This window comes from Mesorhizobium sp. M0088 (genome assembly GCF_040322895.1).
Classification (GTDB): domain Bacteria; phylum Pseudomonadota; class Alphaproteobacteria; order Rhizobiales; family Rhizobiaceae; genus Mesorhizobium.
On the sequence record NZ_JAMYUI010000001.1, the window covers coordinates 146,978 to 172,937 of the forward strand.

The 25,960-nt window shown below is 63.3% G+C and carries 25 protein-coding genes; 19 read left to right on the forward strand and 6 right to left on the reverse strand.

Annotated features, from left to right (window positions below; translation table 11 throughout):
• Positions 1-103 precede the first annotated feature (103 nt).
• The 12 genes from NKJ67_RS00680 (at position 104) to NKJ67_RS00735 (ending at position 12,135) form a co-directional block, all read left to right on the forward strand.
• On the forward strand, positions 104-1,633 hold the full coding sequence (locus NKJ67_RS00680; protein ID WP_352580117.1) for an ABC transporter substrate-binding protein: 1,530 nt from the start codon (positions 104-106) through the stop codon (positions 1,631-1,633).
• An 89-nt stretch (positions 1,634-1,722) separates the two neighbouring features.
• Positions 1,723-2,730 carry an ABC transporter permease gene (locus tag NKJ67_RS00685; protein ID WP_027039637.1) on the forward strand — a complete coding sequence of 336 codons (1,008 nt, stop codon included), beginning with the start codon at positions 1,723-1,725 and terminating at the stop codon, positions 2,728-2,730.
• Positions 2,723-3,571 carry an ABC transporter permease gene (locus NKJ67_RS00690; protein ID WP_127269247.1) on the forward strand — a complete coding sequence of 283 codons (849 nt, stop codon included), beginning with the start codon at positions 2,723-2,725 and terminating at the stop codon, positions 3,569-3,571. The genes NKJ67_RS00685 and NKJ67_RS00690 overlap by 8 nt, the downstream gene beginning before the upstream one ends.
• Positions 3,568-4,446: an ABC transporter ATP-binding protein gene (locus NKJ67_RS00695; protein WP_127269248.1), complete on the forward strand. Its 879-nt coding sequence runs from the start codon at positions 3,568-3,570 to the stop codon at positions 4,444-4,446. The genes NKJ67_RS00690 and NKJ67_RS00695 overlap by 4 nt, the downstream gene beginning before the upstream one ends.
• The gene (locus tag NKJ67_RS00700) at positions 4,439-5,275 is read left to right on the forward strand and encodes an ATP-binding cassette domain-containing protein (RefSeq protein WP_352580118.1); all 837 of its coding nucleotides are present in this window, start codon (positions 4,439-4,441) and stop codon (positions 5,273-5,275) included. Before NKJ67_RS00695 ends, NKJ67_RS00700 begins: the two co-directional genes overlap by 8 nt.
• A 78-nt stretch (positions 5,276-5,353) precedes the next feature.
• Entirely contained in the window at positions 5,354-5,953 is a 600-nt protein-coding gene (locus NKJ67_RS00705; protein WP_352580119.1) for a VOC family protein, read from the forward strand.
• A gap of 141 nt (positions 5,954-6,094) precedes the next feature.
• Positions 6,095-8,389, forward strand: a complete 2,295-nt coding sequence (locus tag NKJ67_RS00710; RefSeq protein ID WP_352580120.1) for a bifunctional salicylyl-CoA 5-hydroxylase/oxidoreductase — start codon at positions 6,095-6,097, stop codon at positions 8,387-8,389.
• Positions 8,386-9,159: an SDR family NAD(P)-dependent oxidoreductase gene (locus NKJ67_RS00715; RefSeq protein ID WP_352580121.1), complete on the forward strand. Its 774-nt coding sequence runs from the start codon at positions 8,386-8,388 to the stop codon at positions 9,157-9,159. Before NKJ67_RS00710 ends, NKJ67_RS00715 begins: the two co-directional genes overlap by 4 nt.
• Positions 9,153-9,623, forward strand: coding sequence for a MarR family winged helix-turn-helix transcriptional regulator (locus NKJ67_RS00720; RefSeq protein WP_127271381.1), 471 nt, complete (start codon positions 9,153-9,155; stop codon positions 9,621-9,623). Before NKJ67_RS00715 ends, NKJ67_RS00720 begins: the two co-directional genes overlap by 7 nt.
• The gene (locus tag NKJ67_RS00725; protein WP_352580122.1) at positions 9,620-10,432 is read left to right on the forward strand and encodes an enoyl-CoA hydratase family protein; all 813 of its coding nucleotides are present in this window, start codon (positions 9,620-9,622) and stop codon (positions 10,430-10,432) included. The genes NKJ67_RS00720 and NKJ67_RS00725 overlap by 4 nt, the downstream gene beginning before the upstream one ends.
• Before the next feature lie 99 nt (positions 10,433-10,531).
• Complete coding sequence (locus tag NKJ67_RS00730) at positions 10,532-11,680, forward strand: acyl-CoA dehydrogenase family protein (protein ID WP_352580123.1); 1,149 nt, start codon at positions 10,532-10,534, stop codon at positions 11,678-11,680.
• A gap of 59 nt (positions 11,681-11,739) precedes the next feature.
• Positions 11,740-12,135: a RidA family protein gene (locus NKJ67_RS00735; RefSeq protein ID WP_292658655.1), complete on the forward strand. Its 396-nt coding sequence runs from the start codon at positions 11,740-11,742 to the stop codon at positions 12,133-12,135.
• A gap of 313 nt (positions 12,136-12,448) precedes the next feature.
• Here NKJ67_RS00735 and NKJ67_RS00740 read toward each other — a convergent pair whose 3' ends face one another.
• Positions 12,449-13,540, reverse strand: coding sequence for an LLM class flavin-dependent oxidoreductase (locus NKJ67_RS00740; protein WP_292337692.1), 1,092 nt, complete (start codon positions 13,538-13,540; stop codon positions 12,449-12,451).
• 112 nt (positions 13,541-13,652) lie between these two features.
• Between NKJ67_RS00740 and NKJ67_RS00745 the strand changes: the two genes are divergently transcribed.
• From NKJ67_RS00745 to NKJ67_RS00760, 4 genes are all read left to right on the forward strand, one after another.
• On the forward strand, positions 13,653-13,976 hold the full coding sequence (locus NKJ67_RS00745) for a hypothetical protein (RefSeq protein ID WP_352580124.1): 324 nt from the start codon (positions 13,653-13,655) through the stop codon (positions 13,974-13,976).
• Positions 13,977-14,046: 70 nt separating this feature from the next.
• A complete protein-coding gene (locus NKJ67_RS00750; RefSeq protein WP_128309303.1) occupies positions 14,047-14,844 on the forward strand; it encodes an ABC transporter substrate-binding protein in 798 nt (265 codons plus the stop codon).
• A 152-nt stretch (positions 14,845-14,996) separates the two neighbouring features.
• Positions 14,997-15,671 carry an amino acid ABC transporter permease gene (locus NKJ67_RS00755; protein WP_023811481.1) on the forward strand — a complete coding sequence of 225 codons (675 nt, stop codon included), beginning with the start codon at positions 14,997-14,999 and terminating at the stop codon, positions 15,669-15,671.
• A 50-nt stretch (positions 15,672-15,721) separates the two neighbouring features.
• Entirely contained in the window at positions 15,722-16,996 is a 1,275-nt protein-coding gene (locus tag NKJ67_RS00760) for a cysteine desulfurase-like protein (protein ID WP_352580125.1), read from the forward strand.
• Positions 16,997-17,201: 205 nt separating this feature from the next.
• Here the strand turns inward: NKJ67_RS00760 and NKJ67_RS00765 are convergent, their stop codons facing one another.
• The 5 genes from NKJ67_RS00765 to NKJ67_RS00785 form a co-directional block, all read right to left on the reverse strand.
• Positions 17,202-18,032, reverse strand: a complete 831-nt coding sequence (locus tag NKJ67_RS00765; RefSeq protein ID WP_023811483.1) for a dipeptide ABC transporter ATP-binding protein — start codon at positions 18,030-18,032, stop codon at positions 17,202-17,204.
• On the reverse strand, positions 18,029-18,886 hold the full coding sequence (locus tag NKJ67_RS00770) for an ABC transporter ATP-binding protein (protein ID WP_127290121.1): 858 nt from the start codon (positions 18,884-18,886) through the stop codon (positions 18,029-18,031). Before NKJ67_RS00770 ends, NKJ67_RS00765 begins: the two co-directional genes overlap by 4 nt.
• A 2-nt stretch (positions 18,887-18,888) precedes the next feature.
• On the reverse strand, positions 18,889-19,743 hold the full coding sequence (locus NKJ67_RS00775) for an ABC transporter permease subunit (protein WP_224618710.1): 855 nt from the start codon (positions 19,741-19,743) through the stop codon (positions 18,889-18,891).
• Positions 19,744-19,813: 70 nt separating this feature from the next.
• On the reverse strand, positions 19,814-20,821 hold the full coding sequence (locus NKJ67_RS00780) for an ABC transporter permease subunit (protein WP_128309340.1): 1,008 nt from the start codon (positions 20,819-20,821) through the stop codon (positions 19,814-19,816).
• 50 nt (positions 20,822-20,871) lie between these two features.
• Entirely contained in the window at positions 20,872-22,464 is a 1,593-nt protein-coding gene (locus NKJ67_RS00785; protein WP_352580126.1) for an ABC transporter substrate-binding protein, read from the reverse strand.
• Positions 22,465-22,934: 470 nt separating this feature from the next.
• Between NKJ67_RS00785 and NKJ67_RS00790 the strand changes: the two genes are divergently transcribed.
• Genes NKJ67_RS00790 through NKJ67_RS00800 form a run of 3 tightly spaced genes read left to right on the forward strand, consistent with a single transcriptional unit; the run spans position 22,935 to position 25,865 of the window.
• On the forward strand, positions 22,935-24,938 hold the full coding sequence (locus NKJ67_RS00790; protein WP_352580127.1) for a long-chain fatty acid--CoA ligase: 2,004 nt from the start codon (positions 22,935-22,937) through the stop codon (positions 24,936-24,938).
• Positions 24,938-25,654 carry a class I SAM-dependent methyltransferase gene (locus NKJ67_RS00795; RefSeq protein ID WP_352580128.1) on the forward strand — a complete coding sequence of 239 codons (717 nt, stop codon included), beginning with the start codon at positions 24,938-24,940 and terminating at the stop codon, positions 25,652-25,654. The genes NKJ67_RS00790 and NKJ67_RS00795 overlap by 1 nt, the downstream gene beginning before the upstream one ends.
• Positions 25,638-25,865 carry a hypothetical protein gene (locus tag NKJ67_RS00800; RefSeq protein ID WP_352580129.1) on the forward strand — a complete coding sequence of 76 codons (228 nt, stop codon included), beginning with the start codon at positions 25,638-25,640 and terminating at the stop codon, positions 25,863-25,865. Before NKJ67_RS00795 ends, NKJ67_RS00800 begins: the two co-directional genes overlap by 17 nt.
• Positions 25,866-25,960: the final 95 nt, after the last annotated feature.

The window sequence follows — 25,960 nt, forward strand, 5'->3', positions numbered from 1 at the left end:
ATTTCCTTGAGGCTACAAGGGGCAAGGCGCTGCTGCCCAAGAAGCCTGAACCAATGACCTGAAGACGCCGCGCGCAGAAACAAAACCAACAAGGGGAACGACCATGACAATCAACAGACGTGAATTGCTGGGATACAGCGCCGCGGCACTCGGGGTGGCCGCCGTCGGCCTGCCGTCGATCGCTAGGGCGGCTGCCGGCGAACTGACCATCGCCTACAACGTCAACCTGCCATCCTGGGATCCAACCACCGGCCCCTCGGCCGTCAACCCGACCATCCAGGGGCTGTACCAGTCGGTGTTCGACCAGTTCATCCCACAGAAGCCCGATTTGTCCTTCGCGCCGGGCCTGCTCACCGAATGGGGCTGGAACGACGACCGCACCAAGATCATGATGACGGTGCGCGAGGGCGTGACCTGGCATGACGGCTCGCCGTTCACGGCCGAGGACGTCGTCTGGTCGCTGCAGCGGGCAGGCGACGAAAAGACCGGCAACCCGATCCAGTTCGTCTGGAAGAACGTCAACAACTTCAAGATCGACGGCAACAAGATCACCGGCGATGTCGTGCAGTTCGACCCGGTCTATTTCAAATGGATGTCGTTCCTGACCGGCTACATCATGCCGAAGGCCTACTACGAGAAGGTCGGCGCCGAAGGTTTCGAGAAGGCGCCGATCGGCACCGGCCCCTATATGGTCGAGAAGTTCGAGCGCAACGCCTTCCTGCGGCTCAAGGCAAACCCGAACTACTGGGGCGGCAAGCCGGCCTTCGAGAATGTGACGATCAAGTTCGTCGCCGACGCGGCAAGCCGCGTCGCCGAGATCGAATCCGGCTCCTCGCAGGTGACGCTCGAAATCCCCTACGAGGAGTACGACCGGCTGATCGCCAAGGAAGGGCTTGCCGGCTCGTGCAAGAACGTCTCCGACATCGGCATGATCTTCTTCAACGACATCGAGGCGATGCTGGACAAGAACGTCCGCCAGGCCGCCGTGATGGCCGTCGACAAGAAGCTGCTGGTCGATCGCCTGCTGCGCGGCTACGGCCAGCCGATCGATACGCTGGAAACGCCGGAATACGCATCCTACGACGCGTCGATCAAGGTCGAGCACAATCCGGAAAAGGCCAAGGAATTGCTAGCCGCTTCCGGCTATTCGCCGGAAAAGCCGGTCAAGTTCACCATCCAGACGACCAAGGGCTTCAAGCCCAAGGACTATGAGATGATCCAGGCGATCGTCGGCATGTGGCGCAAGGTCGGCATCGAGGCGACGATCGAAGTCTACGAGATCGCCAAGCACTACGAACTGCGCGCCGCCGACAAGCTGGCGCCGGCCGCCTTCTACAATTGGGGCAATGCCATCGGCGATCCGACCACCTCGACCGGCTTTGCCATGTACGGCCCGAGCCCGCATTCGGTGTGGGACAGCCAGGATTTGATCGACATGATCAACCCGCTGTGGGGCGAAAAGGACGAGGCCAAGCGCATCGCCGGCTGGAAGGCTGTCGACAAATACATCGCCGAGCAGGCCTATGTGCTGCCGCTGATCCAGTATGCGCAGCCGATCGTGCATGCCAAGGGCGTCAATGTGGTGCAGCATGTGTCCGGCGCGCTGCTGCCGGCCCTGATGACCCCGGCCTGACATCGGCCTGGAATTGCCGCGCGCCGTCCATAGCGACGGCGCGCATTTCTATCCGGCATACGAGCCAACGAGCTCCTGCAAAGATTTACATGCTCCTGCAACGATTCCTGATCCGCCTTCTGACGATGCTGATCACGCTGTTCGGCGTGGCCGTCGTCGTCTTTGTCGTGATCCGCGTCGCACCCGGCGATCCGATCGCCATGATGCTGCCGCCCGGCGCGACGGATGCCGACATTGCCCGGCTGCGCGCGCTCTACGGCCTCGACAAGACCATCGTCCAGCAATTCTTCATCTGGCTGTCGGGCGTGGCCCGGGGCGATTTCGGCACTTCGATTTCGCTGCGGCAGGATGTGCTGGGTCTCGTCTTCAACCGGCTGCCGGCGACGCTGGAACTCGCCATCGTCGCGCTTGTGATGGCGGTGGCGATCGGCGGCACGACGGCGATCATCGGCGCGCGCGAACGCGGCACGGCGGTCGAGGCCGGCATCGACATCGCCAGCGGCGCGGCGCTTTCGATTCCCGATTTCCTGTGGGGCCTGGTGCTGATCCTGTTGTTCGGCGTGCTGGTGCCGATCTTCGACATTTCCGGGCGGGTGTCGCCGCAACTGGACCTGCCCTTCGTCACCCAGTTCTATCTGTTCGAGAGCCTGTTGCGCCTGCGCCTCGACCTCACCTGGGATCTGCTGAAGCACATGCTGATGCCGGCCGTGGCGCTGGCGCTGCCGCTGGCAGCAATCATCTCGCAGCTGCTGAAACAGTCGCTGAAGGAAGTGCTCGACCTCGACTACGTCGTGCTGGCACGGGTGAAGGGTTTTTCGGAAACGCAGGTCATCCTGCGCGAGGCCTTGAAGAATGCCGCTTTGCCGACGCTGACACTGGTCGGCGTGCAGTTCACCTTCCTGATCGGCGGCACCGTCATCGTCGAACGGCTGTTCTCCTATGAGGGCCTCGGCAATATGGCGATCGACGCCGTCATCAACCGCGACCTGCCGCTGATCCAGGGCATCGTGCTGGTCTTCGCGCTGCTGTTCGTGCTGATCAATCTCAGCGTCGACATGATGTATGCGCTGCTCAATCCGAGGCTGCGCCATGGATGAGGGCCGTGCTCGAAGGCGAGGTGTGTCGCCACGCCTGTGGCTGGCCGGCGGCTGGCTGCTGCTGGCGCTTCTGGCGGCAATCTTCGCGCCGCTGGTCGCGCCGCAGGATCCGCTGGCGCAGGATCTGATGCTGGAGCGGTTGCCGCCATTCTGGATGAATGGAGCCGAACCCGGCTATTGGCTCGGCACCGACAGCCTCGGCCGCGATCTGTTGTCGAGGCTGATCTTTGGCGGCCGCATCGCCTTCATCGTCGCCTTTTCCGCAGCCGTCGCTGCGTGCCTGGTCGGCTCGACGCTAGGCCTGATCGCAGGCTATTTCGGCGGTTGGGCCGACCGCATCATCTCGCGCGTCGTCGATGTCTGGATGGCCTTTCCGCCGGTGCTGTTCGCCATATTGCTGGTGGCGGTGCTCGGCACGGGCTTGAGTTCCGTCATCCTGGCCATCGCCATCATCGACTGGACGCGTTTCTGCCGGGTGATCCGTGCCGAGACAATGGGTCAGTCGCGCATGGACTATGTCGAGAATGCCCGCATTGCCGGCTACGGCCGCATCGGCATCATGCTGCGCGAAGTGCTGCCCAATGTGGTGCCGTCGATCGTCGCATTGCTGTCGCTGGAAATGGGCATCGCCGTTATCGTCGAGGCGATCCTGTCCTTCGTCAATCTGTCGATCTCGACCGACGATCCGACCTGGGGAGGCATCATCGCCGAGGGCCGGCTGTCGATCCATCAGGCCTGGTGGGTGCTGGTGTTCCCGCTGATCACGCTGATCCTGACCGTGCTGTCGTTCAGCCAGTTCGGCGAGGCGCTGAAGACGCGTTTCGATCCGGTGCTGCGATGAGCGCCTGCCTCGACATCAGGGATTTGAGCGCGGTGCTGCCCAACGGCCAGCGCGTATTGCGCTCGGTGTCGCTCTCCGTCCAGCCCGGCGAGGTCCGCGCGCTGGTCGGCGAAAGCGGCGCCGGCAAGACGATGATCGGCAAGGCGGTGCTCGGTGTGCTGCCGTCGAGCGTGCGCATTGTCGAAGGCGACATGCTGCTCGAGGGTGAAGACCTCGGCAAATTGCAGCCCAAGGCACGACGCACGCTGATTGGGGCGCGCACGGCGCTGATCCCGCAGGACCCGCTGACCGCGCTCAACCCGTCGCGGCGCATCGGCTCGCAGATGACCGACCGGCTGGTGCGCATCCTCGGCTGGAGTGGCGAGAAGGCCGATACCCGCATCCGGCAATTGCTGGACGAGGTGCAAATCCGCGATCCCGACCGCGTGCTGAAAAGCTATCCGCACGAACTGTCCGGCGGCATGCGCCAGCGCGTGCTGATCGCTGCGGCCTTCGCCGCGGAGCCAAGGCTGATCGTCGCCGACGAGCCGACCACGGCGCTTGATGTGACCGTGCAAAAACAGATCCTGCGGCTGATCGTGCAGTTGCAGCGCGAGCATGGCACGGCGATCCTGTTCGTCACCCATGATCTCGGCGTCGTCGCCAAGATCAGCCAGAGAGTCTCGGTGCTTTATGCCGGCAAGGTGGTGGAGGAGGCCGACACGGCTGCCCTCTTCGCAGCACCGCAGCATCCCTACACGCGAGCGCTGATGGCGGCGACGCCACGCTACACCGATCCTTTCGCCTCGCTGAAGCCGGTGGACGACGAAGTCCTCGCAGGGCTTGCTTCAGAGATCGCTGCCGCAGACCAGGCCTGGAGGCGGTCGCATGGTTGAACCGTTGTTCTCCGTGCGCGGGCTGAAGGTCGCGCTGCCCGACATGACGCGCAAGCCGCTGATCGGCCGCGCGCCCTTGGTCGAAATCCTGAAGGGCCTGGATTTCGACCTGCCCAGGGGCTCGGTGACCGGCATCGTCGGCGAATCCGGATCCGGCAAATCGACGCTCGGCCGTGCTCTGGTGCGGTTGCTGGAACCGAGCGCCGGCAGCATAACTTTCGACGGCCGCGACATCACGCATCTGCCGGAAGCGGAACTGCGGCCACTGCGGCGCAATCTGCAGATGATTTTCCAAGATCCGATGTCGTCGCTCAACCCGCGCCGCACCATTGCAAGCATTATCGCCGCGCCACTCAAGCAAAATGGCCTCGGCGACAATCTCAAGGCGCGCGTCGCTGAGGCGCTGCAGCGTGTCGGCCTGCCGCAGAGTTTCGCCAGCCGCTATCGCCACGAATTGTCGGGCGGCCAGCGCCAGCGCGTCGGCATTGCGCGGGCGCTGGCGCTGTCGCCGAAATTCGTGCTGGCCGACGAGATCGTCTCAGGGCTCGACGTGTCGACGCAAGCGCAGATCCTGACGCTGCTGGAAAAGCTGGCGGCGGAAATGGGGCTGACCGTCGCTTTCATCAGCCACGATCTGTCTGTCATCCGGCGGCTGTGCCGGCAAGTGATCGTCATGCGCGAAGGCGTGATCGTCGAGGCGAGCGCCACCGATGCCTTGTTCGACAAGCCGCGACAAAGCTACACGCGCGATCTCATCGCGGCCATTCCGCTGCCCGAGATCGATGCGAGCTGGCTGGACATTCCTTCCGCCGCCAAAGCGCCGACATGAATGCATACGCACGCCGAAGAGCGGGCCTCGGGCGTGCGACCACAAAGACCCAAGTCCCGCCAAATGGAGAGGACTGACATGAAGACCACTATCGCAATTGCAACGCTGGCCGCCGCGATGCTCGGCAGCGCCGGCATGGCCTCGGCGGATTCGATCCCGGGCATGCGCGGCCACGACCACACCGGCATCACCGTTCCCGACATGAAGCAGGCGGTCGACTTCTTCACCGAAGTGGTCGGCTGCAAGAAGGCGATGTCGTTCGGTCCGTTCGCCGACGACAAGGGCACCTTCATGCAGGATCTCCTTGGCGTCGACCCGAAGGCGGTGATCGAAGAGGTCACCATGGTGCGCTGCGGCTATGGTTCGAACATCGAGCTGTTCAAATACACAGCACCGGACCAGAAGGACCTGACGCCGAAGAACAGCGACATTGGCGGCTTCCACATCGCGTTCTATGTCGACGACGTGACTGCTGCCAAAACCTATCTCGAAGCCAAGGGCGTCAAGACAAGGATGGGACCATTGCCGGTCAAGGAAGGGCCCGCCGCCGGCCAGACCATCCTCTACTTCCAGGCGCCGTGGGGTCTGCAACTGGAGGCGATCAGCTATCCCCATGGCATGGCCTATGAGAAGGGCGCCGAGACGGTGCTGTGGAGCCCGAAGAACCCGGAAAAGTGATCCAGCAGCGCGCTTGCGCGATGACACGCAGGCGCGCTTTCACCATGTCAGGACAATCGTTTTGATATAAAACTTTAAGCTTGAAATATCGTGTCGCCGGCGCGATACTGAACTCCAGCAAGCGAAGAGGAGATCGCAGACATGAAGGTTGCGGTTCTCGGCGGCGGACCAGCCGGCCTCTACTTTGCCATTTCGATGAAGATCCGTGACGCCGCGCACGATGTGACGGTGTTCGAGCGCAACCGCGCCGACGACACGTTCGGCTGGGGCGTCGTGCTGTCGGCCGAGACGCTCGATAATCTGTCGAAAAACGACCCGGTCAGCGCCGTCTGGATCAAGAAGCACTTTGCCTATTGGGACGACATCGCCGTCATCCATGACGGCGTGCGCACGGTCTCGTCAGGTCACGGTTTCTGCGGCATCGGCCGCAAGCGGCTGCTGGTCCTGCTGCAGCGCCGGGCGCGCGAACTCGGCGTCAAGCTGATGTTCGAGACCGACATCGCCGATCCAAAACCTTACATGGAGACGCATGATCTGGTTGTCGCGGCCGACGGCCTGAACTCCAGGGCGCGCAACGCTTTCGTCGACATCTTCAAGCCCGACATCGACACCCGCAAATGCAAGTTCGTCTGGCTCGGCACCAACCAGAAATTCGACGACGCCTTCACCTTCATCTTCGAGAAGACCGAGCATGGCTGGGTTTGGGCGCACGCCTACCAGTTCGACAGCGACACCGCGACGTTCATCGTCGAATGCAGCGAACAGACCTGGGCTGCTTTCGGCTTCGGCGCGATGTCGCAGCAGGAATCGATCGCTGTCTGTGAGCGCATCTTCGAAAAACATCTCGGCGGCCACGCCTTGATGACGAATGCCAACCATATCCGAGGTTCGGCCTGGATCAATTTCCCGCGCGTGCTGTGCGAGCGCTGGTCCTACAAGAATCTGGCGCTGATGGGCGATGCGGCGGCCTCGGCGCATTTCTCGATCGGCTCCGGCACCAAGCTGGCACTGGAAAGCGCTGTGGCGTTGGCCGAATATGTCGAAACCGAGCCGGACCTGGATGCCGCCTTCCGTAGATATGAGGATGCCCGCCGCACCGAGGTGCTGAAGCTGCAATCGGCGGCGCGCAATTCGCTGGAATGGTTCGAGGAGGTCGAGCGCTATCTCGGCCTCGATCCGGTGCAGTTCAACTATTCGCTTTTGACCCGCTCGCAGCGTATCAGTCACGAGAATCTGCGACTGCGCGATGCCGAATGGCTTGAAAGCGCGGAGGAATGGTTCCAGCGCCAGGCGGGCGCCGGCGGCAACAGCCTGCGCCGCGCGCCGATGTTCGCGCCGTTCAAGCTGCGCGACATGAGGCTGCAGAACCGCGTCGTCGTTTCGCCGATGGCGCAGTACAAGGCCGTCGACGGCTGCCCGACCGACTGGCATTTCACCCACTACGCCGAGCGGGCCAAAGGGGGCGCCGGGCTCCTCTATATCGAGATGACCTGCGTCAGCCCGGAAGGTCGCATCACGCCCGGTTGTCCGGGATTCTATGCGCCCGAACATGAGGTGGCGTGGAAGCGGCTGGTCGATTTCGTCCACACCGAGACCGAGGCGAAGATCTGCGCCCAGATCGGCCATTCCGGCGCCAAGGGCTCGACCCGGCTCGGCTGGGAAGGCACCGACATGCCGTTGACCTCGGGCAACTGGCCTGTGATGGCGGCCTCGGCTGTCGCGTGGTCGCCGCAGAATCAGGTGCCGAAGGCGATGGATCGCGCCGACATGGACCGCGTGCGCGACGAATTCGTGGCTTCGGCCGAGATGGCCGATCGTTGCGGCTTCGACATGCTCGAGATCCACGCTGCGCATGGCTATCTCTTGTCGTCCTTCATCACGCCGGTCACCAACCGGCGCACGGATGAATATGGCGGTTCGCTTGACAATCGGATGCGCTATCCCCTCGAAATCTTCCGCGCGGTGCGCGCTGCCTGGCGGGCGGAGAAGCCGATCTCGATGCGCATTTCGGCCAATGACTGGGTGGGCATCGAGGGCGTCACACCGGCCGACGCGGTGGAGATCGCACGGCTGCTGCTCGAGGCCGGCGTCGACATCTGCGACGTCTCGGCAGGCCAGACCTCGGCACTGGCCAAGCCTGTCTATGGCCGCATGTTCCAGACGCCGTTTTCCGACCGCATCCGCAACGAAGTCGGCATGGCGACGATGGCGGTCGGCAACATCTACGAGCCGGACCATGTCAATTCGATCCTGATGGCCGGCCGCGCCGATCTGGTGGCGCTGGCACGGCCGCATCTCGCCGATCCCTACTGGACACTGCACGCCGCCGTCACGCTCGGCGACCGTGGTGTCAAATGGCCGGATCCCTATCTGCCCGGGCGCGACCAGCTCTACCGTCTGGCCGAGCGCGAAGCGGCCGCGGGGCTGAAAGTATGAGTACCGTCTCGACGATCCCCGGCAAGCATGCGCTGGTCACAGGCGGCGGCTCCGGCGTCGGCCGGGCCATCGCGCTGGCGCTGGCGGGTGCGGGCATCGACGTCACCATCTGCGGCCGCCGGGAAGCAGAGCTCACTGAGGTGGCCGGCGAGAACGACCGCATCTTCGGCATCGCCGCCGATGTCACCGACGAGGCGGCAATGGCGGCGCTCTACCAGAGGGCGCAAGCCGCGCGGGGCCCCTTCGACATCGTCGTCGCCAATGCCGGCATGGCCGGCAGCGCCCCGGCGCACAAAACCGCGCTCAGCGACTGGCAGCGGACGCTCGACGTCAATCTGACCGGCGCCTTCCTGACGGTGAAGCCGGCGCTGGCCGGCATGGCCGCGCGGAAGACGGGACGAATTGTTTTCATCGCCTCGACCGCCGGCCTGAAAGGCTACGCCTACGTCGCGTCTTACGTCGCCGCCAAGCATGGCGTCGTTGGCCTGATGCGGGCGCTTGCCGCCGAAACGGCGAAATCGGGCGTCACCGTCAACGCGGTGTGCCCAGGCTTTGTGGAAACCGAAATGCTGGAAGAGTCCATCCAGCGCATCATCGAGAAGACCGGCCGCTCGGTCGAGCAAGCGCGGTCAAGCCTCGCCTCGACCAACCCGCAAGGCCGCTTCATCCAGCCGGATGAGGTCGCCGCCGCCGTGCTGTGGCTGTGCGGCGACGCCGCCCAATCGATAACCGGACAGGCGATTTCCATCTCAGGAGGCGAAACATGGTAGCCGGCCCCCTGCCCGCGCCGTCGGGACCCGGCAAGGACCGCTTGCGGCTGTGGATCAGGCTGCTGCGAGCCTCGCGCACGATCGAGGCCGAGCTGCGCGAGCGGCTGAAGAAGGAGTTCAACACGACGCTGCCGCGCTTCGACGTGATGGCAGCACTCTATAGGATGCCGGAAGGCATGCTGATGAGCGACCTGTCGCGCTTCCTGCTGGTCTCCAACGGCAATGTCACGGGCATCGTCGACCGGCTGGTTTCGGAAGGACTTGTCGCCCGCGCGAGGCGCAATGGCGACCGCCGCACGTCGATGGTGCGGCTGACCGAGGAAGGCACGCAAGCCTTCGCCACAATCGCCGCGGCGCATGAAGGCTGGATCGGTGAATTGCTGGGCAAGGTCAGCGAGGACGACGCGCGCCGGCTGACCGGCATGCTGACCTCGTTTCGCAGCAACTGGGAGGGACGCGAATGACCGCAATGGCCGGGCGCAAGCCGAAGCATTTCCTGTGGGAGGTCGAGGGCAGGATCGCCAAGGTCCGGCTCGACCGGCCGGAGCGCAAGAACCCGCTGACCTTCGACAGCTATGCCGAGCTGCGCGACATGTTCCGCGACCTCGTCTATGCCGACGATGTCGACGCCGTGGTGTTCCTCTCCAATGGCGGCAATTTCTGCTCCGGCGGCGATGTCCACGACATCATCGGCCCGCTGGTCAATATGGACATGAAGCAGCTTCTCGCCTTCACCCGCATGACCGGCGATTTCGTCAAGGCGATGCTGAATTGCGGCAAGCCGATCATTGCGGCGGTCGACGGCGTCGCGGTCGGCGCCGGCGCCATCATTGCGATGAGCTCCGATATCCGCATCGCCACGCCGGAAGCCAAGACCGCGTTCCTGTTCACCCGCGTCGGCCTCGCCGGCTGCGACATGGGCGCCTGCGCGATCCTGCCGCGCATCATCGGCCAGGGCCGCGCCGCAGAACTGCTCTACACCGGCCGCACCATGATGGCTGATGAAGGCGAGCGCTGGGGTTTCTACAACCGGCTGGTCGATGCCGCATCGATCGAGGCCGACGCGCTCGATATGGCGGCGCGCATCGTCTCCGGCCCGACCTTTGCGCACGGCATCACCAAGACGCAGCTCAACCAGGAATGGTCGATGGGCCTCGACCAGGCGATCGAGGCGGAAGCGCAGGCGCAAGCAATCTGCATGCAGACCCGCGACTTCGAGCGCGCCTACAAGGCGTTCGTGGCCAAGGAAAAGCCGGTGTTCGAGGGGGATTGAGGATGATGCATTTCGTGGAGACGTCGGCGGGACAGCGCTCCCCTCTGTCCTACCGGCGCCGTAGAGCGCAGGGCCTGGAGAATAGTGGTGGAAGCACCCATGCCTGATCGTTCCTTCCTCCATTGGCCGTTCTTCGAAAACCGCCATCGTCAGCTCGCCGAGCGCCTCGATGCATGGTGCGCGAAAAACCTGCCCGTCTCCCACCATGATGTCGACGCCGCCTGCCGCGAGCTGGTCAGCAAGCTCGGGCGAGACGGCTGGCTGAAGCCGACGGCGCTCGACCCCGACAATCCGGGGCCACTCGACGTCCGCACTTTGTGCATCACGCGCGAGACACTCGCCCGCCATGACGGGTTGGCCGATTTCGCCTTCGCCATGCAAGGGCTGGGTACCGGCGCGCTCAGCCTGTTCGGCACGCCGGAGCAACAGGAATGGCTTGCGAAGACACGTGCCGGCAAGGCGATATCAGCCTTCGCCCTGTCGGAACCGCGCTCCGGGTCGGATGTCGCCAACACGGAAATGACGGCGACCCGCGACGGCGACAGTTACGTTCTGTCGGGTGAAAAGACCTGGATCTCCAATGGCGGCATCGCCGACCTCTATGTCGTCTTTGCCCGCACCGGCGAGGCGCCGGGCGCCAAGGGGCTTTCCGCCTTCCTCGTGCCTGGCGACGCCAGGGGCCTTGGCATCGCCGAACGGCTGGAAGTGATCGCGCCGCACCCGCTGGCGCGCCTGTCTTTCGATCAGGTCCGCCTGCCCGTCGCCGCGCGGATCGGCAAGCCCGGCGACGGCTTCCGCATCGCCATGTCGGTGCTCGACGTGTTCCGCTCGACCGTTGGTGCGGCGGCACTCGGCTTTGCCCGGCGCGCGCTGGATGAAAGCATCAAACGGGTGTCCGAACGCAAACTGTTCGGCGCGCCAATGACCGAACTGCAGATGGTGCAGGGTCATATCGCCGAGATGGCGCTGGACGTCGATGCCGCGGCGCTGCTGGTCTACCGCGCCGCCTGGACCAAGGACATGGGCGCGCCCCGCGTCACCCGCGAGGCGGCGATGGCCAAGCTGTTTGCCACCGACAAGGCGCAAGAGGTGATCGACAAGGCCGTGCAGCTGCATGGCGGCGACGGCGTTCGCAAAGGCCACATCGTCGAAAGCCTGTATCGCGAGATCCGCGCGCTGCGCATCTATGAGGGTGCCTCCGACGTACAGAAAGTGGTGATCGCGCGACAGGTGATGGGCGCGGCCTGACGGCAGGAAATTGACGAGCGATTTTGATATTTGGTTTTTGGAATACCGGGAGGTTTTGAATGCATACGATTCTGCAGCCGGAAGGCTGGGCAAAACCTGTCGGCTACGCCAATGGCGTCGCGGCGCGCGGACAGCTCGTCTTCGTCGGCGGACAGGTCGGCTGGAACGGGCAATGCCAATTCGAAACCGACGATTTTGTTGGCCAGGTGCGACAGACGCTCGAGAACATCGTCGCGGTGCTGGCGGAAGCCGGTGCCGGGCCGCAGCACATCACCTCGATGACCTGGTATTTCACCGACAAGGCCGAGTATTTGGCCAACCTCAGGGGCATCGGCGAGGCCTATCGCGAGGTGATCGGCCGGCATTTTCCGGCGATGGCCGCCATGCAGGTGATGGCGCTGGTCGAGGATCGCGCCAAGGTGGAGATCCAGGCAACTGCCGTCATCCCGGAATAGGGAGTTCGTTCGTCCGGAGTAAACGCCCCTCGCTTCGTCATCCACGGGCTGAGCAAGGAGCGAAGCGACGCGGCGCAGACCCGAGGATTCATGCCGGGACCTCAAAGCGTTGCAGCAATGCATGGTTCTGCTCCGTCGCACTTGCTGGCCGATGTCGCGGCATGGATCCTCGGGTCTCCGCGACGGAGCTTCGCTCCTGCTCCGCCCGTGGATGACGAAGTTGGGGAGGCTTCGGCAAATTCCGAATGCTCTACCTAAACTGATGATGAAATCCCTGACCGCCAACAGGCAGCCGCTTCCCGGAGCAAAGCTACTATGCGCGAAGGCCCGCCTGTCTCAAAATCGGCAGCACGTGATCGCAGAAATAGGGCAACTCCCTGGTGTAGTTGACGAAGGACAGCGCGATGCCCTGGTAGCCATGCCCGGCAATGGCGGCCATGTCGGCGGCGATCGTTTCCGGCGTTCCGATCAGCGGGTAGGTGCCGGCGCCGCCGGCGAAGCGTTGCCGGTAGCGGTCATAGGCGTGCGGGTCGTGCGACTGCGAGAATTCCTTCTTGCCGGCCATGTGAGCATCGACCGCATCGTGGTCGGCCATATCGACCGCATAGCTGTTATAATAGGCCTGCGCCTCTTCCATCGTCGGGCGGCAGACGACATGCGCAACCGTGTAGACGCCTACGTCGCGGCCTGCCTTGTCGGCCCGTTCGCGGATATCGGCGACATGCTTGCCGGCATCGCCCATTTCGGAAAAGGTCGTGAACAGATAGTCGCATCGGGCGGCGGCGAAATCGCGGCCCGGCCCACCGAAGGCGGCGTTCATGGTCACCGGGCGCGGAACCTGCAGACTGGCCGGCCGGCTGACGGCTTCCTTGAGGCGGTAATAGGTGCCCTCATAGTCGAGCGGCTCGGCCGAGGCATAAAGCTTTTCCAGGATTTCGATCCATTCGGCCGCCTGATCGTAGCCCTTCTCGACCAAAGGCGTGCCAAACATGCCGAATTCCTTCGGGTTCCAGCCGCAGACGATGTTCAAGCCCGCGCGGCCCTGGCTGATATGGTCGACCGTCGCCAGCGCCTTGGCGGCATAGAGCGGATGCACCAGCGGCACATGCACGGTCATGAACAGCCCGATCTGTTCGGTGGCCATGGCAAGAGCCGCCGCCCAGGTGAAGGTCTCGAACGACCATTCCCGCACCTTGTTGCGGCCGCCAAAGCCGCGCCAGCGCGCAATCGGCAGCATGAACTCCAGCCCGGCGCGGTCGGCGATCTGGGCCGCGGTCACATTGTCCTGCCAGTTCGCCGTCCAGCGTTCCGGAACGTCTGTGATAGCAAGGCCGCCATCGGCATTGGTCGAAAAGACGCCAAGCTTCAATCTGTTCGGGCCGTGCAAAGGGTGTGGTTTGTTCATGTCGCGACCTCCCGGCGAGAGAGCACACGCTAGGCCCGCGCCGAGATATTTCAAGCCTGAAATAGCTTCGGGTCGCCATCGCTCGCGGGTATCGGTTCCAGCGGGCCGCACGGTGTCCGCCACGCAACCGACACCGCAGCTTTTTAAGCTTAAAACTTTCGCCTTGAAAAGCGCCGCACTTTGGATAAGCATTCCACAGTCGATGGCGATTGCCTTGCCGGACGGGCTTGCCGGCCAGTCCATCGTGCAGACCAGTCCATCGTGCCGGCCAGTCCATCGTGGGTGCTCCGGGTGGGAGTCTCAGTTCTTGTCGTTCATACTGTCCCAGTCATCATCCAATGCGCGCCATGCCTTCGATGAAGTGCGCGCGCAGATCCGCGATCTGCAACAAAAAACGTCGCCAACCATGGCCGCATTGGTCGCTGCCATGAATTGACGCCCTGCGGTGCGGGGCGGCAAAAACCGTGCGGGAGCAACCCGCCCGATCAACAACAGAGGGAACACAAATGAGCTTCACACGTCGCAAATTGCTTCTTCTCGCCGCCGCCATCGGCATCGCCGCCGGCCCCGCCACCGCTTATGCCGCCGATGTGCTCAATGTCGGCGCCTACCCGACCAATCCACCCTTCGAGTACAAGAACGAGAGCGGCACTTTCGAAGGCTTTGAAGTCGACATCGTCAACGAAGCCGCCAAGCGCATCGGCATGACCACCGACATCGCCGATCTCGGCTTCCAGGCGCTGTTTGCCGCCACCACTTCGAAGCGCATCGACGTCGCGATCTCGTCGATCACCATCACGGCGGAGCGGTTGAAGTCACAGTCGTTCACGCAGCCCTATTATGATTCAGACATGGGCATCGCCACCAAGGCCGACAGCCCGATCAAGGCCGAGGCCGACCTCAAGGGCAAGATCGTCGGCGTGCTGTCCGGCTCGACCGGCGAAACCTGGGTCAAGGCGCATCAGGAAGCCGGCGGCTTCAGCGACGTGAAGGGCTACGACACGCAGCAGAACCTGCTGCTCGACCTCAGCGCCGGCCGCGTCGATGCGGCCGTCAGCGACATTCCGGGCATGGAGTATTCCTTCACCAAGATGAAGGACCTGGTCGTCAAGGAGCGCATCAAGACCGGTGAGCAATACGGCCTGATGATGACCAAGGACCACCCGCTGCTCGGCAAGCTGAACGATGCGCTGAGCGCGATGAAGAAGGACGGCACGCTGGCCGCGATCCACAAGAAGTGGTTCGGCAGCGACGCGCCCGCCGACTCTTCGACCATGAAGGAAATGCCGCTGCCGAAGGCCTGAGCTGAAAGCTGCGCTGACATCGTGCCGGCTTTCCAGGCCGGCACGATTCATTTCATGCTCCAGCGCCGGCTTCCGCGCCGACCGCCTCGCCATCTGCGAGGCATATTGGTTTTAACCTGAGCATGATTGCTCTCGGGTTCGGGAACGCTCCCATGTCGCTGCTGGATACCTTCTTTAACCCCGACGTCATCATGTCCAGCCTGCCGGCGCTGCTGCGCGGCTTCCTGAACACGCTGCTGCTCGGCATTTTGAGCATCGGCATCGGGATCCCCATCGGCCTGGGGATCAGCCTGGTGCGGCTCTATGCGCCGAAGCCGCTGCGCTGGCTCGCGGTCGGCTACACCGACATCTTCCGCGCCCTGCCGGTGCTGGTCGTGCTGATCCTGATCTACTACGCGCTGCCCTTCCTCGGCATACGCCTGTCGTCCTGGGCCTCGGCGGTGACGGCCTTCGCCTTCATCATGTCGGCTTACTCGGCAGAAGTGTTCCGCTCCGGCATCGAAAGCATTCCGCGTGGCCAATTCGAGGCGTCGCAGGCGCTTGGCCTGCCGTTCCTCCTGACTTTGCGCAAAGTGGTGCTGCCCCAAGCGATCCGCGTCGTCATCCCGCCGATGACCAGCAACTGCGTTTCGATGTTCAAGGACACCTCGCTCGCCTCGACCGTGGCGCTGCCGGAACTCTTGAAGGAAGCGACCAACGCGCAGTCGCTTTACGCCAACCCCTCGCCGCTGATCGGCGCAGCCCTTGTCTATCTCATCTTTCTCTGGCCGATGGTCCGCCTCGTCAGCCTGCTTGAAGAGCGCTTCAAGACCGAGAAGAAGCGCTGACCTCGTCAACCGATCCCACCCCGCCCAAGTCCTCCGCAGGAGCCTACCCCGTGAACAAGCATCAAACCGACAATGCGAATGCCACCGCGTTCCCCGTCGACGCCATCCGCGCCATGTTTCCAGCCCTGCAGCAGGCCGGCGACTTCATCTTTTTGGACAATGCCGCCGGCGCGCAAATTCCGCAGAGCGTGCTCGACGCGGTGACCAACCATCTGGTTTCGCACAATGTGCAGCGTGGCGGCCGTTATGGCCGCAGCGTCACTGTCGACCAGTCGGTCGCCGATGCGCGGACAAGCGTCGCGCTGCTCATCAACGCCTATAGCCCGGCGGAAATCTGCTTCGGCATGAACGCCACCTCGTTCATCCGCCTGGTCAGCCTCGGCATCGGCCAGATGCTGCAGGAGCGCGACGAGATCGTCATCACCGACATGGACCATGATGCCAACATCGCGACCTGGCTGGCTCTGGAGTCCGCCGGTGCAAAGTTCAAATGGTGGCGCATGCGCGAGGACGGCAATCTGCATGTCGACGATCTGCGCCCGCTGGTTTCCGACCGCACCCGCCTCGTCGCCTGCACGGTCACCGCGCATTCGATCGGCTCGATCGTCGATGTCGCCGCGGTGGCCGAGATCGCACATGCGGCCGGCGCCGAAGTGTTCCTCGACTGCGTGCATTACGGACCGCACGGGCTGATCGACGTGCAGGCCTGGGATTGCGACTATCTCGTCTGCTCCGGTTACAAGAATTTCTCGCCGCATATGGGCTTCCTGTGGGGCCGCTTCGACACGCTGAAGCGGCTGCCGACCTTCCGCGAGGATTTCATCCCCAACGAGCCGCCGTACAAGGTCGAGGCCGGCACCTTCATCTACGAGAACGTCTCGGGGATGGATGCCGCCGTGCAGTATCTCGAACTGATCGGCCGCAATCTGGCGCCGTCCAACAACCGCTCGCGGCGCGACAACATCGTCGCCGGCATGGGCGCCATCCGCGACTATGAGCTGGTGCTGGCGCGTGAGATGCTGGCCGTGCTGAAAGGTTGCGGCGCGACCATCTACGGCGTTGCCGACGAGGCCCGCATCACTGAGCGTGTGCCGACCTTCTGCTTCAACATCGGCACACTGTCGCCGCAGCGGGTCGTCGAGGAAATGGCCGAGATGCAGATCGGCATCCGCGACGGCCATATGTATGCGCCGCGACTGATGAAGCGTCTCAACCTCTCAATGGACAGCGGCGCCATCCGGGCCTCGCTGGTCCACTACAACACGGTCGAGGAGATCCACCGTTTCGGCGAGGCACTGCGCGCGATTATCGCGAAGCTGTCGTGAGAGGCGGCCTCTCCAGCGTCGTCATCCACGGGCGGAACAAGGAGCGTAGCGACGCAGTGCAGACCCGAGGATCCATGCCGTGATGTTCGAGTGTTGCCACGGTGCAGAATTCTGCTCCGCTGCACCCTTCGGCTGAGGTAACGGCATGGATCCTAGGGTCTGCGCGACGCTTCGCGCCGCTCCGCCCTAGGATGACGAAGAGACGTTAAGCCGCCTTCTTCTTCGCCAGTCTTGCCTTGATCGAGGCGACGTCGGCACGCGGGGTCGCGGCGAACAGCGTCCTGGTGTAGCTGTGCTTGGGGTCGGCGAAGACCTCGTCGCGCGAGCCGTATTCGACCGCCTCGCCGAAATACATCACCATCACATCGTCGGCGATGTAGCGCACCACGGACAGATCGTGGCTGATGAAGACATAGGTCAGCTGGAACTCGTCCTGCAGGTCGGCGAGAAGGTTCAGCACCTGTGCCTGCACGGAAAGATCTAGCGCCGAGACCGGCTCGTCCAGCACCAGCAGGCTCGGGTTGAGCATCAGCGCGCGGGCAATGGCAATGCGCTGGCGCTGGCCGCCCGAGAACATATGGGGATAGCGGTTGTAGTGCTCGTGGCCGAGGCCGACCTTCTTCAGCATCTTCATCGCAAGGTCGCGCCGCTCGGCCGCCGGCTTGTCGGTGTTGATCAGCAGAGGCTCGCCCAGCACGTCGCCGATCTTCTGGCGCGGATTGAGCGATCCATAGGGGTTCTGGAAGACGATCTGGACCTTGCGGCGCATCTCTTTGGTCAATCCGCCCTTGGCGATGTCGACCTTGTTGCCGTCGATGAACAGGTCGCCTGACGTCGCCGGATCGATCAGCGTGATGATGCGGGCGAGCGTCGACTTGCCGCAGCCGCTTTCGCCGACGATGGCCAGCGTCTTGCCCTTGTCTACCTTGAAGGAGACGCCCTTGACCGCGTGCACGGTGCGCGGCCCGGTGAACAGGCCGCCGCCGATGTGGTAGTCGCGCACGATGTTCTTGCCTTCGAGGACCGTGGTGCTCATGAGGCGGCTCCCGCAGCAGAGGGGGCCGGTTCGAACATCATGTCGGAAACGGTCGGCAGCCGGTCGCCGACGGCGTTCTCCGGCAGCGCCGACAACAGCGCACGCGTGTAATTGCTTTTCGGCGATTCGAACAACGACAGCACGTCGGCCTCTTCCATCTTGCGGCCCTTGTACTGGACGATGACGCGATCGGCGGTCTCGGCTACCACGCCCATATTGTGGGTGATCATGATCAGGCCCATGCCGTATTTGGCCTGCAGCGAAACCAGCAGATCGAGGATCTGCTTCTGGATGGTGACGTCGAGCGCCGTCGTCGGCTCGTCGGCGATCAGCAGCTTCGGATTGCAGGCGATGGCTATGGCGATCATGACGCGCTGGCATTGGCCTCCCGACATCTGGTGCGGAAACGAGCTCAGCCGTTCTTCCGGATCGGCGATGCCGACCAGCTTCATCAATTCGATGGCGCGGGCCCGCCGCTGAGCGCGATCCATACCCATATGGAAGCGCAGCACCTCCTCGATCTGGAAGCCGACGGTGAAGCACGGATTGAGGCTGGCGATCGGCTCCTGGAAGATCATCGAGATGTCCTTGCCGACGATCTTGCGGCGTTCGGACGGGCTGAGCTTCAGGAGATCGACGCCGTCGAAGGCCATGCGGTCTGCCTTGACGGTTGCCGTGTTGGGCAACAGGCCCATCACCGCGAGCATCGCCACGGACTTGCCGGAACCGGACTCGCCAACGATCGCCAGCACTTCGCGCGGCTCGATCGAGAGGTCGATGCCTTGCACGGCCATGAACGGTCCGGCCGCGGTGTCGAAGGAAACGGTAAGGTTCTTGATCTCGAGCAGAGGCATGCTCACGACCTCTTCAGCTTGGGGTCGAGCGCGTCGCGCAGGCCGTCGCCGATCAGGTTGATGGCGAAGACGGTGATCAGGATGGCGAGACCCGGGAAGGTCACCACCCACCAGGCGCGCAGGATGAACTCGCGCGCTTCGGCCAGCATGGTCCCCCATTCCGGCGTCGGCGGCTGCGCGCCCATGCCGAGGAAGCCAAGGGCCGCCGCCTCGAGGATGGCGTTGGAGAAGGACAGCGTCGCCTGCACGATCAGCGGCGCGATGCAGTTGGGCAGGATGGTGACCAGCATCAGCCTGAGATGGCTGGCCCCGGCGACCTTGGCCGAGACGACATATTCGCGGGTCTTCTCGGCCATCACGGCGGCGCGGGTGAGCCGGGCGAAATGCGGCTGCAGCACAAAGGCGATGGCGATCATGGCGTTGACGAGGCCAGGGCCGAGAACCGCGACAAGCACCAGGGCCAGCAGCAGCGACGGGAAGGCCAGGATGATGTCCATGATGCGCATGATCAGCGTGTCGACCCAGCCGCGGCAGTAGCCGGCGAGCAGGCCGAGGATGACGCCGGAGATCAGTGCTGACGTGACGACGACGAAGCCGATGGCGAGCGAGAACCGCGAGCCGTAGATCAGCCGCGACAGCATATCGCGGCCGACAGCGTCGGTGCCGAGCAGGAACTGCGCGTTGCCGCCTTCCTGCCAGGCCGGCGGCGTCAGGAAGAAGTCGCGGAACTGATCGTCCGGCGAATGCGGCGCCAGCAGCGGTGCGAAGATGGCGATCAGGATCAGCAGCGCGAAGACGAAGAGCCCGATCACCGCGCCCTTGTTGACGGAGAAGTAGTGCCAGAACTCGCCGAACATCTGCAGCCTGGCGTCCTGCGGCTTGACGACGGTCGCGGCTTCGATGGTGGCTGGGCCTTCGTTGCTCATGTCAGTTGGCCCGGATGCGTGGGTTGATGACGGCGTAGAGCACGTCGACGATGAGGTTCACCGACATGACGATCAGCGCGATCAAAAGCAACCCGCCCTGCACGGTGAAATAGTCGCGCTTGGAAATGGCGTCGATCATCCATTTGCCGATGCCGGGCCAGGAGAAGATGCTCTCGGTCAGGATGGCGCCGGTCAAAAGCGTGCCGACCTGCAGGCCGATGGTGGTGACGACCGGGATCAGCGCGTTGCGGAAGGCATGCAGGCCGATGACGCGGCGCGGCGCCAGGCCCTTGGCACGCGCGGTGCGGACATAGTCCTCACCCAGCACTTCGAGCATCGCCGAGCGCGTCTGCCTGGCGATGACTGCGAGCGGGATAGTGCCGAGCACGATCGTGGGCAGGACGAGGTGCGACAGTGCCGAGCGGAATGCGCCCTTCTGGCCCGAGATCAGCGAATCGATGGTCATGAAACCGGTCACCGGCTTGAAGAAATAGAGAAGGTCGATGCGGCCGGAAACCGGCGTCCAGTGCAGCGTGCCAGAGAACACGATGATCAGCAGCAGGCCCCACCAGAAGATCGGCATGGAATAGCCAGCCAGCGCCGTGCCCATGGTCAGCTGGTCGAACCAGGAACCACGGCGGATGGCGGCGAAGATGCCGGCGGCGACACCCAGGACAACGGCAAAGATCATGGCGAAGATGGCGAGCTCGACCGTTGCCGGGAAGCGAACCAGGAAATCCTTGAGCACCGGGGTCTTGGTTGAAAACGAGGTACCGAAATCACCGCTCAGCACATTCATCAGATAAGTCAGATATTGTTGCCAGATCGGCAGATCGAAACCGAACTGGTGCATCAGCGCCGAGTGACGTTCGGGCGACAGGCCGCGTTCGCCCGCAAGCACCAGCACCGGATCACCGGGCAGGATGCGCACGAAGCCAAAGGCGAGGATGGTTATCCCGATGAAGGTCGGGATGATGAGGGCGAGCTTGCCGAGGATATAACGCAGCATGGCGGGCGAGTGGGGGCGTCACCACATGGTGGCGCCCCCGTTTCGCAACCTTATTCGGCGATATCGACGCCGTCGAAGCGGTGGATACCGAGCGGATCCATCGCAAAGCCGGTGACGGTCTTCTGCATCGGCATGAACACCTTGGAGTGAGCGAGCGTCGCCCAGGGTGCCTGTTCCTTGAAGATGACCTGTGCCTGTTCATAGAGCTTGGTGCGCTCGGCCTGATCCGAAACGGTCTTGGCCTTGTTGATGAGCGCATCGAAGTCCTTGTTGCACCATTCCGCGCGGTTGTTCGAACCGACGGAAGCGCAGCTCAGGAGCACGCCGAGGAAGTTGTCCGGATCGCCATTGTCGCCGGTCCAGCCGACGATGACGGCGCCGTCGTGATCGACCGCGGAAGCGCGCTTGAGGTATTCACCCCAATCGTAGCTGACGATCTCGACGGTGACGCCGACCTTGGCGAAGTCCGACTGGATCAGTTCGGCGGTGCGGCGCGCGTTCGGCATATACGGGCGCGACACCGGCATGGCCCAGACGTTCATCTTGAGGTCCTTGACGCCGGCCTCTTCAAGCAGCTTCTTGGCCGCATCCGGATCGTAAGGATCGTCCTTCACTTCCTTGTTGTAGGACCACATGGTCGGCGGGATCGGATTGATCGCCACCTGCCCGGCGCCCTGGAAGACGGCGTCGATGATGGCCTTCTTGTTGATGGCCATGTTGAGCGCCTTGCGGACGCGCACGTCGTCGAACGGCTTCTGCTGGGTGTTGTACATCAGCGCGCCGACATTGAGGCCTTCCTGCTCCTCGACCTTCAGGTTCGGATCGGCCTGCAGGCCGGCGATGTCGGCCGGTGCCGGGTACGACATGATGTTGCATTCGCCGGCCTTGAGCTTCTGCGCGCGCACCGCCGGATCGGTGGTGATGGCGAAGACCAGATCGTCGATCTTCTGCTTGCCGTCCCAATAGTCCGGGTTGGCCTTGTAACGGATGGCGGCGTCGGTCTGGTAGTCGACGAAGATGAACGGACCGGTGCCGATCGGCTTCTGGTTGAACAGCTCAGGCGTCTTGTCGGCCTGCAGCTTGTCGGCATATTCCTTGGAGACGACCGAAGCGAAATCCATGCCCAGCGTTGGAATGAAAGTGATCGCCGGCTCCTTGAGGGTGAACTTCACCGTCAGGTCGTCGACCTTCTCGACCTTGGCGATGTTTTCGCCGAACTGGTCATTGTAATACTGGTATGCAATGCCCGGAATGTACTGAAACCAAGGGCCGTTCTTGTCGACCTGGCGTTCGAACGAGAACACCACGTCGTCAGCGTTGAAGTCGCGCGTCGGGGTGAAATAGTCGGTCGCGGCGAACTTGACGCCCTTGCGCAGCTTGAAGACATATTCCTTGCCATCGTCGGAGATCGTCCAGCTCTCGGCCAGGCCCGGCGAGGTCGTCGTCTTGCCGTGATCGAATTCGACAAGGCGGTTGAAGACGGTGCGCGATGACGCGTCGAACGTCTGGCCTGCGGTATACGGCGCCGGATCGAAACCCTCCGGCGAAGCTTCCGCGCAGTAGACCAGAGTTTTCGCATTGGCCACGCCGCCCAGGACGCTTGCAGCCAGCAACGCGGCTGCAAAAGTCAGCTTCTTATTCATTGAGCACTCCCTGATGTTCTTCCAAGCCCCTCTATCAGGCTCGCGAAGCGCGCATATAAGCACCGTTTTTCCGGCTTTGGAACACCCCGTTTGCTTACCCCGCGGGAAGCAGGAAAAAAATCCGCTATTTTGCCAGATTGCAGAAAAAATTAGCAGTTTCTTCCATTCACGAGATTATTAACAACCGCATTTTTTTATTGATCGCCAAGCTGACGATATAAATGTTCCCCGCGCTTCCGAGCGGCCGAGGGATGCGCCAGGACACCATTTGGCAGCGCCGGCGGCGGCAAGGACTTTCGACGGCAAATCTTTCGCCGTGTTGCCGCAAGGGCAAGACTTGCACGGTCACCAAGGGAGGCAATACATAGGGTATAACGGCCGCAGCGGAGGGCGCCCTTGTCAATTCAGAGGCGAGGTCAATTCAGGGGCGAGCGCGGCGCGAATGAACAAACTTGTCCAGGGAGGAACGGGTGGCAAAAGCATCAAGGACGACGACGGTGAAAGCGGGAGCCAAGGCGCCGTCGAAAGCAGCCGGTACTTCCAAGCCGAAAGCACCCGTTGCCAAAGCCGCCACGCCGAAGGCGGCCGCGACGCCCGTAAGGGCAAGCACAAAGCCGGCGGTGAAAGCCCCGGCCAAGGCTGCGGCCGGAAAGACGGCACCGGGGAGTAAAGCGGGTGCGGCAAAGCCTGCTGTCAGGCCGGCGTCGAAGGCTGCGGCGGCGGTGAAGGCCCCACCGGCGGCAAGGCCGACCGCCGCCACCGCCAACCGATTGCCGAAAGCATTGACGGCGCTGGCCGCCGGCTTGCCGGAAAAGCCTTGGCTCAAGAGCTATCCGAAAAACGTGCCGGCGGAGATCGGCGCCCTGCCCTACAGCTCGATCGGCGATTTCCTCGTCGCCGCCTGCAAGCAGTTTTCCGCGCAGCCGGCCTTCACCTGCATGGACAAGTCCATCAGCTACACCGATGTCGAGCGGCTGTCGGCGGCCTTCGGCGCCTACCTGCAATCGAAGGGCCTGCAGAAAGGCGCGCGCGTCGCGCTGATGATGCCGAACGTGCTGCAATATCCGGTGGCGATGATGGCCGTCTTGCGCGCCGGCTATGTCGTGGTGAACATCAATCCGCTCTACACGCCGCGCGAGCTCGAACATCAGCTGAAGGATTCCGGTGCGCAAGCCATCGTCATCCTGGAGAACTTCGCCAACACCTTGCAGGCGGTAATCGCCAGGACCGCGGTCAAGCATGTGGTGGTCGCCGCGATGGGCGACATGCTCGGCGGCCTGAAGGGCACCATCGTCAATTTCGTCGTGCGCCGCGTGAAGAAGATGGTGCCGGCATGGTCCTTGCCCGGCCATGTCAAGTTCAATGCGGCCATGAAAGCCGGCGCCGGCATGGGCTTCAAGCCGGCCAATGTGGCAGCCGGCGATGTCGCCTTCCTGCAATATACGGGCGGCACCACGGGCGTGTCGAAGGGTGCCACGCTGCTGCACAGCAACGTGCTCGCCAATGTCGCGCAGAACGCGCAGTGGATGGAGGACGCCTACACGATCAAGCCGAAACCGGCGCACCCCAACTTCATCTGCGCGCTGCCGCTCTATCACATCTTCGCGCTGACGGTGAACGCGCTGATGGGCATGCAGCAAGGCGCCCGCAATGTGCTCATTCCCAACCCGCGCGACATTCCCGGCTTCGTCAAGGAACTGCAGAAATATCCGGTGCACATCTTTCCCGGCCTCAACACGCTGTTCAACGCGCTGCTCAACAACGAGGATTTCCGCAAGCTCGACTTCAAACCGCTGGTGCTGACGCTGGGCGGCGGCATGGCGGTGCAGAAGGGCGTCGCCGAACGCTGGAAGACGCTGACCGGTTGTTCGGTCACCGAAGGCTACGGCCTCTCGGAAACCTCGCCGGTGGCCACCGCCAACAAGTTCACCGCCGGCGACTTCACCGGCACGATCGGCTTGCCGCTGCCCTCGACCGAGATCGCCATACGCGACGACGACGGCAACAATTTGCCGCTCGGCGAGGTCGGCGAGGTCTGCATCCGGGGGCCGCAAGTGATGGCGGGCTACTGGAACCGGCCCGATGAGACCGCCAAGGTGATGACCAAGGACGGTTACTTCAAATCCGGCGACATGGGCTTTATGGACGAACGCGGCTACACCAAGATCGTCGACCGCAAGAAGGACATGATCCTGGTCTCGGGCTTCAACGTCTATCCCAACGAGCTCGAGGAAGTCGTGGCCATGCATCCGGGCGTGCTCGAAGTGGCGGCGATCGGCGTGCCGGACGAGCATTCGGGCGAGGTGCCGAAACTGTTCGTGGTCAAGAAGGATCCGGCGCTGACCGCCGAGGCACTGACCGCCTTTTGCCGCGAGAACCTGACCGGCTACAAGCGGCCCAGATACATCGAATTCCGAACCGAACTGCCGAAGACACCGGTCGGCAAGATCCTGCGGCGAGCGCTGCGCGAATAGTGGACGACGATCTTGCCGACAACGATGCGCCGGATCGGTGCTCGCGCTTCGACCCGGCGACGTTCATCAAGGCGAACATGCGCCTTGTCCCCGTGCCTGCGCTTCCAGAAATCCGGTTTTACACGGCTCACCCCGGCAGCGGATTGAGGCGGCTCGTCGAGCCCGAAGACGATGCGGAAGACGCGCCGGAGCCACAACCGCCCTACTGGGCCTATGCATGGGCCGGCGGCACCGTGCTCGCACGCTATGTCCTTGACCATCCAACAACCGTGGCGGGACGCCGGGTGCTCGACCTTGGTGCCGGCTCCGGCCTTGTCGGCATCGCCGCCGCGAAGGCCGGTGCGCGCGACGTCATCGCCGCCGAGATCGACCGCAACGGCGTTGCCGCTCTTGAGCTCAACGCGGCCGCCAACGGCGTTGCCATCACTATAATAGGCGAAGACATCACCGCCGGCCCGCCGCCGGCAGTTGACCTCGTGCTCGCAGGCGATGTTTTCTACGGGCGCGACGTTGCTTTACGCGTCATCCCGTTCCTCGACCGCTGCCTGGCAGCCGGCATCGACGTGCTGGTCGGCGATCCCCGTCGCAACGACCTGCCGCTGTCCCGGCTGCGATTGCTCGCCGAATATCAGGTGCCGGATTTCGGCGACGCGAAGGGTGCCGCGAGCAAGCCGAGCGGTGTGTTTTCCTTCGAGGCGGATGACCGCTGGCGCTGAGATCAAAACCCAGTCACTCGGAATGACCGGGTTCGACCTCCATCTTTGCCGCAACGACGTTGCTGGCCGTTACCTGAAGCAGACATTCGACTGCGGCATCGCGTTGGCCGTTTTGCGCCTGATCCCGATTATTCTGTTGGCCCCTGCCGTCCTCCAGAAGCGGACATCGGTGGTGATCAGGAGGACGCTTCAGCTTTTCCAGAACCGCTGAGCCGACAGCAACCGGTATCGCTCCCACTCCATCCGGGTTACGATGCGTGGCTGAGAACGGGCGCGGGCGCCTCGTCGAACCACCTACGTCAGGAG